This is a genomic window from Cellulosimicrobium cellulans, assembly GCF_024124905.1.
Taxonomy (GTDB): Bacteria; Actinomycetota; Actinomycetes; order Actinomycetales; family Cellulomonadaceae; genus Cellulosimicrobium; species Cellulosimicrobium cellulans_G.
The window spans coordinates 718,813-731,799 of sequence record NZ_JAMXST010000001.1 but is presented as its reverse complement, the minus strand read 5'-3'; the positions used below and the strand labels follow the sequence as shown (position 1 = coordinate 731,799).

At 75.5% G+C, this 12,987-nt stretch carries 10 protein-coding genes; 3 read left to right on the top strand and 7 right to left on the bottom strand.

All coding sequences use genetic code 11. The features are described 5' to 3' along the window. Window positions 1–50: 50 nt before the first annotated feature. The 3 genes from NHH00_RS03370 to NHH00_RS03360 all read right to left on the bottom strand — a co-directional run bounded on the left by NHH00_RS03370 (window position 51) and on the right by NHH00_RS03360 (window position 2,689). Window positions 51–1,403 (bottom strand): MFS transporter, encoded by a 1,353-nt coding sequence (locus NHH00_RS03370; RefSeq protein ID WP_253050143.1) that lies wholly within the window; start codon window positions 1,401–1,403, stop codon window positions 51–53. Between the two features lie 83 nt (window positions 1,404–1,486). After that, entirely contained in the window at window positions 1,487–2,173 is a 687-nt protein-coding gene (gene lipB, locus NHH00_RS03365) for a lipoyl(octanoyl) transferase LipB (RefSeq protein WP_253050141.1), read from the bottom strand. A gap of 9 nt (window positions 2,174–2,182) precedes the next feature. Then, entirely contained in the window at window positions 2,183–2,689 is a 507-nt protein-coding gene (locus NHH00_RS03360; protein WP_253050139.1) for a MarR family winged helix-turn-helix transcriptional regulator, read from the bottom strand. Between the two features lie 38 nt (window positions 2,690–2,727). Here NHH00_RS03360 and NHH00_RS03355 point away from each other — a divergent pair, with 38 nt between their 5' ends. Then, window positions 2,728–5,097: an MMPL family transporter gene (locus tag NHH00_RS03355; protein ID WP_253050136.1), complete on the top strand. Its 2,370-nt coding sequence runs from the start codon at window positions 2,728–2,730 to the stop codon at window positions 5,095–5,097. Here the strand turns inward: NHH00_RS03355 and NHH00_RS03350 are convergent. Beyond that, window positions 5,010–5,723, bottom strand: coding sequence for an HNH endonuclease family protein (locus NHH00_RS03350; RefSeq protein ID WP_253050133.1), 714 nt, complete (start codon window positions 5,721–5,723; stop codon window positions 5,010–5,012). The two genes, NHH00_RS03355 and NHH00_RS03350, sit on opposite strands and share 88 nt — an antisense overlap. Before the next feature lie 163 nt (window positions 5,724–5,886). Here NHH00_RS03350 and NHH00_RS03345 point away from each other — a divergent pair, with 163 nt between their 5' ends. Both NHH00_RS03345 and NHH00_RS03340 read left to right on the top strand, forming a co-directional pair. Then, window positions 5,887–6,927: a Gfo/Idh/MocA family protein gene (locus NHH00_RS03345; RefSeq protein WP_253050130.1), complete on the top strand. Its 1,041-nt coding sequence runs from the start codon at window positions 5,887–5,889 to the stop codon at window positions 6,925–6,927. 165 nt (window positions 6,928–7,092) lie between these two features. Then, window positions 7,093–8,541, top strand: coding sequence for a hypothetical protein (locus NHH00_RS03340; RefSeq protein ID WP_253050127.1), 1,449 nt, complete (start codon window positions 7,093–7,095; stop codon window positions 8,539–8,541). A gap of 53 nt (window positions 8,542–8,594) precedes the next feature. On the opposite strand, the gene NHH00_RS03335 is transcribed toward NHH00_RS03340, so the two are convergent. From NHH00_RS03335 to lpdA, 3 genes are all read right to left on the bottom strand, one after another. Beyond that, window positions 8,595–9,488: a TIGR01777 family oxidoreductase gene (locus NHH00_RS03335; protein ID WP_253050124.1), complete on the bottom strand. Its 894-nt coding sequence runs from the start codon at window positions 9,486–9,488 to the stop codon at window positions 8,595–8,597. Between the two features lie 148 nt (window positions 9,489–9,636). Continuing rightward, window positions 9,637–11,442: a 2-oxoglutarate dehydrogenase, E2 component, dihydrolipoamide succinyltransferase gene (gene sucB, locus NHH00_RS03330; RefSeq protein WP_253050121.1), complete on the bottom strand. Its 1,806-nt coding sequence runs from the start codon at window positions 11,440–11,442 to the stop codon at window positions 9,637–9,639. Between the two features lie 30 nt (window positions 11,443–11,472). After that, entirely contained in the window at window positions 11,473–12,855 is a 1,383-nt protein-coding gene (lpdA, locus tag NHH00_RS03325; protein WP_253050118.1) for a dihydrolipoyl dehydrogenase, read from the bottom strand. Between the last annotated feature and the right edge of the window lie 132 nt (window positions 12,856–12,987).

Below are 12,987 nucleotides of genomic sequence, written 5' to 3'. Positions count from 1 at the left end.
GCGGGCGCACCGTTCGGGTGCGCGCGCCCGGGTACGACGCCGGACTCCGGTCAGACTACGCGCTCGCGCTCGTCGTCTCCCGCGCGTCGCTCACCCTGTGGACGTGACGTCAACGACACCCCGGTCGCGACGAGCAGGACCGCCGCGACGACGGGCAGCCAGAAGGCGGTCGTCGTCGAGACGGCGTCGGCGAGCGCGCCGCCACCGGAGGCGCCGACCGCCACACCGACGACGTTCGCGCTCGCCACGAGCGTCATGGCTGACGCCGTGCGCCCGGCGGGTGCGCGCTCGCCGGCGACGGTGAACACCGTGACCATCACCGGCCCGACGAACAGGCCGGTCGCGGCGACCGCGACGACGACGGCGGTCAGCGAGCCGCTCGCGGCGGCGAGGATGAGGGCGACCGTGCCCGCCACGAGCCCGGCGGCGAACGTGATCCACCGGCTGCGCAGGCCCCAGCGGCGGGGGAGTGCGACGACCGACAGCGCGGTGACGGCGGAGCCCACCCCCATCACGGCGTAGACGAGACCCGCGCTCCCGGGCACGCCCGCGTCGCGGGTCAGCGCGGTGAGCGCGGACTGGGTCCCGCCGAACAGGAGGCCCATCGCGAGCATCCCGACGAGCACGACGGCCTCGCGCCGTACGAGCGCGAGCGTCCCGACGGTGTCGGTGGCCGGGCTCGTCGTGCCCGTGCCCGTTCCCGCGTCGGACGAGGTGGCGGGGGCGTGGAGGGTCGCGCGCGCCGTCGGGTGGAGAGCGAACGCGGTGCCGAAGACGGCGATGCCGCCCGCAGCGACGAGGACCGCGACCTGCGGCGAGCCGGCCGACGCGAGGACGCCGACGAGCGCGGGGCCGAGCACGAAGCTCACCTCGTCGGCGGTGCTCTCGTAGCTCATCGCGGCCTCGACGGTGCGCGGCTCGTCGGCGGCGAGCCGGAGCCAGCGCACGCGCGCGAGAGGGCCGACCTGCGGCGCGCTCGCTCCCGTCACCGCCGCGGCGGCGAGGACGGCGGCCGTCGCACCGGGCGCGGAGGCGGCGAGGACGAGACCCAGCACGGCGAGCGTCGCGACGGGGACGGCGACGAGCAGGACCCGGCGCTGACCGACGCGGTCGGCGAGCGCGCCCTGGGTCGGGCCGCCGAGCGCCGTCCCGAGCGCGGTCGCCGCCGAGGCGAGCCCGCCGATCGCGACGGACCCGGTCGTCGAGGACACCAGGAGCAGGGTCCCGATGGTGAGCATCGAGAACGGGAGCCGGGCGAGGAACGCCACGGGGAGGAACGCGCGGCCCGCGAGCTGCGGCAGCCGGGCGTAGCCGCTGCGCCCCGGCGCGTCGGGGCGGGGAGGAGCGGGCAGGGGCGGGGAGTTGCGGGCGCGCGACGTCGGGCGCGCGGGGGTGGTGGTCATGCGGTCCAGGTCCTCGGGGTACGTCCTACCGCGCGCCGACCCACCCGTACTCCGGCGCGCGAGGATTCCCTGGAGTCCCCAGCCTAGCCCGCGAGCGCGTCCTGCGGGGAGGTCGGGTGCGCGTCGTCCCACGCGGTCGCGGCGAGCAGCGGCGCGAGCGCGTCCCCCAGCGCGGCGACGAGCAGCGGCGCGACCTCGGCGAGCGTGACCTCGCGCCCGAGCTCGGCGGTGAGCGACGTCACGTCGGCGTCCTCGATCCCGCACGGGACGATCCGGTCGAAGCGGGAGAGGTCGGGCACGCAGTTGAGGGCGAGACCGTGCATCGTCACGCCCTTCGCGACGCGCACGCCGATCGCGCAGACCTTGCGCTCGCGGCGCGTCGCGTCGGCAGCGACCCAGACCCCGCTGCGTCCCTCGACGCGCATCGTCGCGAGGCCGAGCCGCGCGCAAACACCCATGACGGCCTCCTCGAGCGCGCGCACGTACGCGACGACGTCGACCGGCTCGACGAGCCGCACGATCGGGTAGGCGACCTGCTGGCCCGGGCCGTGCCACGTGATCTTCCCGCCGCGGTCCACGTCGACGACGGGCGTGCCGTCGTCGGGCCGCTCGTCACGGCGCGTGCGGCGGCCGGCGGTGTAGACGGAGGGGTGCTCGACGAGGATCAGGGTGTCCGGCCGGGTGGTCGCGACGACGTCGTCGTGCACCGCGCGCTGGAGGTCCCAGGCCTCGTGGTACTCCGTGATCCCGGGCAGCGCGAGCAGGTCCATCGGCTCAGGTTAGCCCTCGTCGTGGGGAGTCCGCGGCAACGTCTCGAGCAGCGCGAGGAGGGCGTCCCGCAGCGCCGCGATCTGGGCGTCGTCGAGCCCGCGGGTCGCGAGCTCCTCGGCGGGACGACGCCGCGCGGCGGCCAGGCCCGCCTCGCGCCCGGCCGCGGTGATCGCGACGGCGCGACGGCGGCGGTCGGCGGGGTCGTCGGTGCGGGTCACGTACCCGGAGCGCTCGAGCCGGGCGACGACCCTGCTCATGGTCTGCTCGGTCACGCCCGACTCCTCGGCGAGGGCCCGCTGCGAGCGAGGTCCGGCGAGCAGGTGCATGAGCACGGGGAAGCCCGCATGGTTGAGGTCCCACTGCCCGAGATGGGCGTTCCACTCCCGCTCGATCCGGCGGGCGACGGCGAACAGGAGGCGGCCGGTGGCCCACTCCCGGGGGTCGGTGGGTGTGGGGTCGCCGACGTCCGGGCCGGCGTACCGCCCGGTGCTGCCGCTGCTCGACGCGTGCTCCAACGTGCATTCCTCCCTCCGCCATGGCACCATTCCTCAGCATGCTGAGCAATAGGACGGGCGGGTTCCTCCGCGGGCTGATCATTGTCGCAGTCATCGGTCTGTGGATGGCGATCGGCGCGCTGGGCGGGCAGGCCCAGGGGCGCCTGAGCAGCGTGCAGACGAACGACGCCGCCGCGTTCCTCCCAGCGAGCGCCGAGTCCACGCGCGCCGCCGAGGTCGCCCAGGAGTTCACCGACTCCGAGACCCTGCCCGCGCTCGTCGTCGCCACGACGGGCGACGGCAGCGCCCTGACGCCCGAGGACCTCGCCGCGCTCGACGCGTTCGCCCGGGCGGTCCCGGACGCCCCGCTCGCGGGGACGTCGGGCGACGAGCCCGCGACCGTCGGCGACGTCTCCGTCGCCGACCCCGTCGTCGTGCCGTCCGAGGACGGCGAGGCGGCGCTCGTCGTCGTCTCGCTCGACGCGTCCGTCGCGTCCGACCGGATCGGCGCCGACGAGGACAGCGTGAGCGAGCTGGCGGTCGGCGCGCTGCGCGACCTCGCCGCCGCGGACGCGTCCGAGGGCGGGCTCGCCGGGACCTCGCTCGACGTCTGGGTCACCGGCCCGGCCGGGTTCGTGGCCGACCTCGTCACCGCGTTCGGCGGGATCGACACCGTCCTCCTGCTCGTCGCGCTCGGCGCCGTGCTCGTCATCCTCGCGATCGTCTACCGGTCGCCGATCCTGCCGTTCCTCGTGATCCTCACGGCCGTGCTCGCGCTGACCCTCGCGGGCCTCGTCGTCTACCACCTCGCCGCCGCCGACGTCCTCACGCTCAACGGGCAGTCGCAGGGCATCCTCTCGATCCTCGTCGTGGGCGCGGCGGTCGACTACTCGTTGCTCGTCGTCGCCCGGTACCGGGAGGAGCTGCGCCTCGTCCGCTCCACCACGGTGGCGCTGCGGCGGGCGGTGCGCGCCTCGGTCGAGCCCGTCGCCGCGAGCGCGGGGACCGTCATCGCGGGCCTGCTGTGCCTGCTCCTGTCCGACCTGTCGTCCAACCGCAGCCTCGGCCCGGTCGCCGCGATCGGCATCGCCGCGGCGTTCGTCGCCGCGCTCACGCTCCTCCCCGCCCTCCTGCTCGTCGCTGGCCAGCGGTCGCGCGCGCTGTTCTGGCCGCGCATGCCCCGGTACGAGGGCGCGCACGCCGAGCACGACGGCGGGGCGACGGACGCGCAGACCGCGCCCGTCGAGAGCGACGACGCGGTGCGCGTCGACGGGCACGGCGTGTGGTCGCGCGTCGCGAGCTTCGTCGGTCGGCACGACCGGCGCGTGTGGGTCGTCACGGCGCTGGTCCTCGCCGCGTGCGCGGCGTTCGTCCCGACGCTCGACGCCGAGGGAACGGGCGACTCGGAGGTGTTCCTCGCGGACGTCGACTCCGTCGCCGGCGAGGCGGCGCTCACGGAGCACTTCGAGGGCGTCTCCGCGCAGCCCGCGATCGTGATCGCCCCCGAGGAGGACCTCGACGCGGTCGTCGCGGCCGCCGAGGGCACCGAGGGCGTCGCCGCCGCCACGCCGGTCACCGACCAGCCTGCCGCCGCGCCGGGCGCACCCGCGCGCGGCGAACCGCTCGTCGTCGACGGACAGGTGCGGGTCGACGTCACGACCGACGCGCCGTCGGACAGCCAGGAGGCCGTCGAGACCGTCTCGGCGCTCCGTGACGCCGTGCACGACGTCTCGCCCGACGCGATGGTCGGGGGCGCCGCCGCCGAGCGGCTCGACACGCAGCTCGCGGGCCAGCGCGACCTGCGGACCATCGTGCCGGTCGTCCTCGCCGTGATCCTGCTCATCCTGATCCTGCTGCTGCGGTCCGTCGTCGCGCCGGTGCTCCTCATGCTCGCCAACGTGCTGTCGTTCGGCGCCGCGCTCGGCGTCGCCGCGATCGTGTTCGACCACGTGCTCGACTTCCCGGGCGCCGACCCGGCCGTCCCGCTCTACGCGTTCTGCTTCCTCGTCGCGCTCGGGGTCGACTACTCGATCTTCCTCATGACGCGCGTGCGGGAGGAGAGCCTGCGGTTCGGGACGCGGCGCGGCGTCCTGCGGGGCCTCGCGGTCACGGGGTCGGTCATCACGTCGGCGGGGGTCGTGCTGGCCACGACGTTCGCCGCGCTCGGCATCATCCCGCTGCTGTTCCTCGCCCAGCTCGCGTTCATCGTCGCGTTCGGCGTCCTCGTCGACACGCTCGTGGTGCGGTCGCTGCTCGTGCCCGCGCTCGTGCACGACGTCGGCCGTCGGGCCTGGTGGCCGAGCGCGCTCGGGCGTACGGACCGGTGCCCGGGGGAGCCGGGTCAGCCGGCGGGGAGCGGCTCGGCCGGGCAGTCCGCGAGCACGCGCGCCATCGCCTCGGACTCCGACGGCGTCACCGCGAGCTCGTAGGCGGTCTTCACCGCGACCTGCCGTGCGACGTACGGGCAGCGGAACGCGTGGTTCGGGGGCAGCCACGCGGACGCGTCGCGCGCGCCCTTGGCCTGGTTCGCGGGGCCGTCGGACGCGAGGAGGTTGAGCGGGTCGTTGGCGAACTGCCGACGCGTCTCGTCGTCCCAGGCGCGCGCGCCCTTGCGCCACGCGTCGAGCAGCGGCACCACGTGGTCGATCTGGACCGCCATGCTCGTCGCGTTGCCGCGGCGGAAGTCGATGGTCTCGCCGGTGTACGGGTCCTGGAACGTGCCCGTGCGCACCTCGCAGACCTCGCCCCGGGTCGAGAACGTGAGGTCGGTGAGGTCGCGCGCGAGGATGTCGTTGCGGGTGTCGCAGCCGTTGCTGTCGACGTCCGCCCACGCGGGACCGAAGAGCCCCCGCTCGTAGCCCGTGTCCGGGCCAGGCCCCTTCACCTCGAGCCGCGCCAGCGCCTCGAGCGCGCTGCCCGGGGTCGGGGCCGGCTCGTCGTCGGCGGCGACGGACTGCTGGTTGATCACGTTCGCGACCACGATGGCGACCGCCAGGGCGATCAGGACGTAGCGCAGGACGCTCCGACGAGGGACGCGGCGGCTCGTGGTGCTCAAGGGACGACCTTCCCGAAACCGATTCTCGGCCCGACCCGCGCGAGACGGTACGCAGCGCTCCATACCGGACCAACGCGCACATTCTGCCAGGTTCGCGGGGGTGCTCGGACCATCCCGACGGACACCTCCGGCGCCCGTCACGGTCACGGCTAGATTGGTCGGCATGGACACCGCCGCGCGCACGCTCAGGGTCGGGATCGTCGGGTACGGGGGAGCAGGCCGGGGCATCCACGCGCGCCTCGTCCGCGAGGCCGGGCACGTGGTCACGGCGGTCGTCGTCCGGTCGCCCGAGCGTCGGGCCGCCGCCGCCGAGGACTGGCCGGACGTGCACCTGCACGACGACCTCGACGCGCTCCTCGCGGACCGCGCCGCCTACGACGTCGTCGTCGTCGCGAGCCCGTCGGCCCTGCACGCCGACCACGCCACCGCGCTCGCGCGGGCGGGGGTGCCCGTCGTCGTCGACAAGCCGCTCGCGCTCGGCGCGGCGTCGTCCCGCGCCGTCGTGGAGGCGGCCGAGGCAGCGGGCACGCCCCTCACCGTCTTCCAGAACCGCCGCTGGGACCCCGAGCAGCTCACCCTGCGCTCCGTGCTCGACCGCGGCGTGATCGGGCGCGTGCACACGTTCGAGCGCCGGTGGGAGCGATGGCGCCCCGTGCCGCAGCAGCGCTGGAAGGAGAACGACCTCGTCGGCGGCGGCCTGCTCCTCGACCTCGGGCCGCACCTCGTCGACTCCGCGACCCAGCTCTTCGGGCGCGTCACCGGCGTGTGGGCCGAGCTGCGCTCGCACACCACCCCCACCGAGGACGACGTCTTCCTCGTGCTCCACCACGCGCCCGACGCCGACGGGAACGCGGTCGTGAGCCGCCTCTGGGCCGGCTCCGTCGTCGGCGCCCCCGGGCCGCGCACGCGCGTGCTCGGGACGACCGGGGCGTACGTCGTCACGACGTTCGAGAACGACGCGTCGCCCTTCGAGGTCTTCGACGACGCCGCCCCCGAGGGCACGCTCGGCTGGGTCACGCGCGGTCGCGAGCGCGAGCCCGTCCCGCAGGCACCGGGCGGTCACGCCGACTTCTACCGTGCCGTCGCGGACTGGATCCTCGACGACGGGCCCGTCCCCGTCGACCCGCACGACGCCGTCCGCACCGCCGAGGTCCTCGACGCCGCCCGTCGCAGCGCCCGCGAGGGTCGCCTCCTCGACGTCTGACCGCCCTCGGGGCGGAGCCGGCCGGGGGACGCCCGGACCCGGACCCGAGCGCTCGGGTCCGGCCCCGGCGTCCCGACCCGCCCGCGCCCGGGACGCGGCACCGGACGGAGGATCCGGCCTGTGGACAACGGCACGGCGGGGTCCGGCACGCGGTGAGATGGGGGCATGTCGTCGTCGACGTCGCGCCGCGCGCGACCGCCCGTGGAGTCCGTCGCCGACCTGGTACCCGTGCTCGCGGCCGCGGGATGGTCGGTGCGGCGGGAGCCCGGCGCGAGCGGTGGGTCCGTCGCGTACGACGACGCGGGCACGGTGTGCGAGATCGCCCGGCTGGAGGTCCCCGAGGGCCCGGGGGCTCGCGCGGTGCTGGTCGAGCACCTGCACGCGCTCTCCGAGGAGCACGAGCACGTCGTGGCGGTGCGTGGTGTCGTCGAGGCGGGGGAGTCGTCGCTCGTGGTGCTCACCGACCACGTCGACGGGCTGCGTCTCGACGAGCTGGCGGCGGCACGGGAGCCCTTCCGGGCTGCCGAGGCGGTCACGGTGCTGGTCCCCGTCGCGCAGGGCCTGGCGCGGCTCCATCGGGACGGGCGCGCGCACGGGAGCCTCGAGGCGGCGTCGGTGGTCGTCACGCCGAGCGGGAGGGCCGTCCTGCGCCCGGCGCTGGCGCCCGCGCGCGGGACCGCGGCGGACGACGTGCGGGACCTCGCCCGGGTCGTGCTCGACCTCGTGCCGCCCCCGGCGTCGAGCCACCCGTCCTACCGCGCGACCGGCGACCCGGAGGAGGCGCGCGACCTCGCGGCGCTCCACGCCGAGCTCGCGGTGGCGCTGCGCGACGAACCGTCCGCGCGACCTGCCGCGGGGACGTTCGCCGCGCGCTGCTACGACGCCGTGGTGCCGCGACCGGTCGTGATGCCCGACCCCGCGCGTCTCGTGGCCGGTGCTCTCGGCGGTCGGCGGACCGTGCGGCCCGGCGTCGCGGTACGGACGGTGTCCGGGAGCGCCGCGCGTGGTGGGACCGGGCCCCGTGGGCGGGGCGCGCGGGGCCGACGGCGACGGGCGGTTCGTGCCGTCGGCACGAGCCTGGCGATCCTCACCGGGTGCGCGGCGCTCGTGGTGCTCCTGGTGCACCTGGGACCGTCGCGGACGGCCGCGCCCGACGGCGGCGAGAGGGCGCCGAGCACGGCCGCGACCGCCGTCGAGCCGGCCGAGGACACGAGGGTGCTCGACCCGGACGACCCGGCCGGGGCCGCACGGGCCCTCACGGCGCGCCGGCTCGCGCTGCTCACCGAGGGCACGGGCGACCTGTCGTCGGTGGTGGTCGCGGGCTCGTCGGCGGAGGCGCGGGACGCCGCGGTGCTGGCGGCGCTCGAGGGCGTGGACGTGCTCGACGCGCGGGCGGAGGTCTTCGACGCCCGACCCGTCGAGGGCTGGTCACCCGCGGCGGCCGGGGCGGGCACGGTGCCCGCCGACGCGGTCGTCGAGGTCGACTACGCCGTCAGCGCGCACCGGCAGCGCACGGACGGCGACGAGCTGCAGGTGCCCGCGACGCCGCGGACGACCGTCGTGCTCGTGCTCCGCTGGACCGACGCCGGGTGGCGTGTCGTCGAGGTGCGCTGAGGCGCACCGCCGCGGGCCCCGGTCCGACCTGGCTCGGACGTCGGGGCGAGGCGTCAGCGCCGCTCGGCGACCCGCCGGACGGCGTCGTCGAGGAGGGGGTCGGAGTAGGTGAACCCGCTCGCCTCGAGCACGGTGGGGAGGGCGCGCTGGGAGCCGAGGATGTCCGAGGCCAGCTCGCCGAGCACGACGCGCAGCGCGACGGAGGGGACGGCCAGCACGGCCGGGCGGTGGAGCTCTCGCGCGAGCGCGCGGGTGATCTCCGCGTTCGTGGCCGGGTGGGGGGAGCAGAGGTTGACCGGCCCGTGCACGGGCGCGGTGAGCAGGTGGCGCAGCGCGTCGACCTCGTCGCGCAGCGTGATCCAGCTCCAGTACTGCGTGCCGGGGCCGAGGCGTCCGCCGACGCCGAGCCGCAGCAGCGGGAGGAGCCGGCCGAGGGCGCCGCCCTCGGAGGAGAGCACGATGCCCGTCCGGGCGTGGACCACGCGGACGCCCGCCTGCTCGGCCGGCGCGGTCGCGGCCTCCCACTCCCGGACCAGCCGGGCGAGGAACCCGTCGCCCGACGCCGACGTCTCGGTGAGCACCTGCGCGCCCCGGTCGCCGTAGTAGCCGATCGCGGAGCCCTGGACCCAGACCGGCGGTGGCGCGTCGAGGCCGGCCATGGTCCGGGCCAGGAGGCCGGTGGTCCGGGTCCGGGACGTGACCAGGGTGCGCTTGTACTCGGTCGTCCAGCGGTGGTCGCCGATCCCTGCGCCCGCGAGGTTCACGACGGCGTCGGCCCCCGCGAGCACGCCGGGGTCCAGGACCCCGGCGTCGGGGTCCCACTCGTGCTCGTCGGACGTCTGCGGGGCACGCCGCACGAGCCGGCGCACGCGGTGGCCCTCCTCGCGCAGCCGCTCGAGCAGCTCCGCACCGATGAATCCGTGCGAGCCCGCCACGACGATGTCCATGGGGCCACGCTACGGGGCCGCGACCGTCCCGCGCACCCGTGGCCGGGAACTTCTCCGCGACCCGGCCCGCGCCAGGTCACGGGAACGCCGCGAGGCCCCGACCGTGGGTGGTCGGGGCCTCGCGGCGTGCGTCAGGGAGCGCGGAGCGTCAGAGGCCGACCTCGGCCTCGAACGCGCCCTCCTCGATGCGGTTCTTGATCGTGGTGAGGAAGCGCGCGGCGTCCGCACCGTCGACCAGGCGGTGGTCGTAGGACAGGAAGATGAAGCACGTCGAGCGGATGCCGATCGTGTCGTTGCCGTCCGCGTCCGTCACGACGACCGGGCGCTTGGTGATGGTGCCCGTGCCGAGGATCGCGACCTGACCGACCGGGACGATCGGCGTGTCGAAGACGGCGCCGCCCGAGCCGGTGTTGGTGATCGTGAACGTCGCGCCCGCGAGCTCGTCCGGACCGACCTTGTTGGCACGCGTGCGTGCGCCGAGGTCGGCGATCTTGCGCGCGATGCCGGCGAGGTTGAGGTCGCCCGCGTCCTTGATGACGGGGACCACGAGGCCGCGCTCGGTGTCGACCGCGATGCCGACGTTCTCCTGGCCGTGGTAGGTGATCTCGTCCTCGCCGAAGGTCGCGTTGATCTTCGGGTAGGCCTTGAGCGCCTCGACCGCGGCGAGCGTGAAGAACGGCAGGAACGTGAGGTTCGCACCCTCGCGCGCCTTGAAGTCCGCCTTGGCGCGGTTGCGCAGGGCGGCGACGCGGGTGACGTCGACCTCGACCGCCGTCGTGAGCTGGGCCTGCGTGCTCAGCGCCTCGACCATGCGGCTCGCGACGAGCTTGCGCAGACGGCTCGTCTTCTCGGTCGTGCCGCGCAGCGGCGAGACGGCCGGGACGGAGGCCTTCTTCGGGGCACCACCGGCGGGAGCCGCGGGAGCGGCGGCTGCGGGGGCGGCCTTGGCCTCCTCGGCCTTGCGGGCGGCCTCGAGCACGTCCTCCTTGCGGATGCGGCCGCCGACGCCCGTGCCCGTGAGGGTCGACAGGTCGACGCCCTTGTCCGCCGCGAGCTTGCGCACGAGCGGGGTGAGGTACGTGCCGCCGGCCTTCGCGGCCGGGGCCGGGGTCGCACCCGGTGCGGACGGCGCGGCGGGCTTCTCGGCCGCGGGAGCCGGGGCGCTCGTGGCGGGGGCCGGCGTCCCCTCCTGCGCGGCCTGGGCCGGGACGTCCGCCTCGCTCGCCGGGGTGCGCGCCTCGGTCGGGGCCGGGGCGGGAGCAGCCTCCTGCTTCGGGGCCTCCTGGGCGGGCTCGGCCGGTGCCGCGGGGGCGGCGGCCGGGGCGGCGCCCGAGCCGACGATCGCGAGCACGGTGCCGACCTCGACCGTCTCGTCCTCCTGGACGAGGATCTGCTGGACGGTGCCGGCCACGGGCGAGGGGACCTCGGTGTCGACCTTGTCGGTCGAGACCTCGAGCAGCGGCTCGTCGACCTCGACGGTCTCGCCGACCGACTTGAGCCACCGGGTCACGGTGCCCTCGGTGACGGACTCGCCGAGCGCGGGGAGCCTGATCTCCTCACCGCCGGAGGACTGCGGCGCGGGAGCGGCCTGCTGGGCGGGGGCGGGCTCGGCGGGGGCCTCCTGCGCGGCCGGCTGCTCCGGCTCGGGCTCCGGCGCGGCCTGGGGCGCGGGCTCCTCGGCCGCCGCGGGGGCGGGCGCGGCGTCGCCGCCGCCGGAACCGTCGCCGATCACGGCGAGGTCGGTACCGACCTCCACGGTCTCGTCCTCCTGGACGAGGATCTGCTCGAGCACGCCCGCGACGGGCGACGGGATCTCGGTGTCGACCTTGTCGGTCGAGACCTCGAGCAGCGGCTCGTCGACGGCGACGGTGTCGCCGACCGACTTGAGCCAACGGGTGACGGTGCCTTCGGTGACGGACTCGCCGAGGGCCGGCATCTGCACGTTCTCAGACATGACCTGCCTGGTCTCCTTCGATCGTTGGGGTCAGTTGTGGGCGTGCAGAGGCTTGCCGGCCAGGGCCAGGTGCGCCTCTCCGAGTGCCTCGTTCTGGGTGGGGTGGGCGTGGACCAGGGCGGCGACGTCCTCGGGGTACGCCTCCCAGCCCACGATGAGCTGGCCCTCGCCGACGAGCTCGCCGACGCGGGCACCGATCATGTGCACGCCGACGACGGGACCGTCCTTGCGGCGCACGAGCTTGACGAAGCCGCTGGTCGCGAGGATCTTGCTCTTGCCGTTGCCGGCGAGGTTGTACTCGAGGGACTCGACCTGGTCGGCCCCCCACGTCTCGATCGCCGCGGCCTCCGTGACGCCGACGGACGCCACCTCGGGCTCGCAGTACGTGACGCGCGGGATCGACGACTCGACGATCGGCGTCGGGTCGAGCCCGGCGATCTGCTCCGCGAGGAAGATGCCCTGCGCGAACCCGCGGTGCGCGAGCTGGAGGCCGGGCACGATGTCGCCCGCGGCCCAGATGTTCCCGACGCCCGTGTGCAGGCGCTCGTCGACGATCACGAACCCGCGGTCGAGCGTGATGCCCTGCGCCTCGAACCCGAGGTCGGCGGTGCGCGGCCCGCGCCCGACGGCGACGAGCAGCAGCTCGGCCTCGAAGGTCCTGCCGGACTCGAGCGTGACGGTGACGCCCGAGTCGGTCTCCTTGACGCCCGCGAACCGGTCGCCCAGGGAGAACTGGATGCCGCGCTTGCGGAACGCCCGCTCGAGCGACTTCGACAGCGCCTCGTCCTCGTTGGGCACGAGGTGGGGCAGCGCCTCGACGATCTGGACGTCGGCGCCGAACGACTTCCACACGCTCGCGAACTCGACGCCGATGACGCCGCCGCCGAGCACCACGACCGACTTCGGGACGCGGTCGAGCCGCAGCGCCTGGTCGGAGGTGATGACGCGGCCGGCGATCTCGAGACCGGGCAGCGAGCGCGCGTACGAGCCGGTCGCGAGCACGACGTGGCGGCCGGTGTACCGGGTGCCGTCGACCTCGACGGTGTCCTGCGAGACGAGCCGGCCGTGCCCCTCGACGAACGTGATGCCGCGCGAGGCCACGAGCCCCTGGAGGCCCTTGTAGAGGCCCGCGACGACGCCGTCCTTGTAGCCGTTGACGCCTGCCATGTCGATGCCGTCGAACGAGCTGCGGACGCCGAACCTCGCGCCCTCGCGGGCGCCGTCGGCGAGCTCGGCCGCGTGGAGCAGGGCCTTGGTGGGGATGCACCCGTTGTGCAGGCAGGTACCACCGAGCTTGCCCGACTCGACGAGCGCGACGGAGAGGCCGAGCTGGGCGGCACGCAGCGCCGTGGCGTAGCCGGCGCTGCCTCCGCCCAGGACGACGACGTCGAATGGTGTGCCGGGTTCGGCCACGTGCGACTCCTTCAGCGAGGGGAGAGCGAGGGCGGACGTGCACGGCACGTCGACGGGCCGGACGGGAACCGCTGGCCCACGGTGCGTGAACGTTCTCCGGGTGCCATCTTGGCACCTCGGGCACGGGCTCCC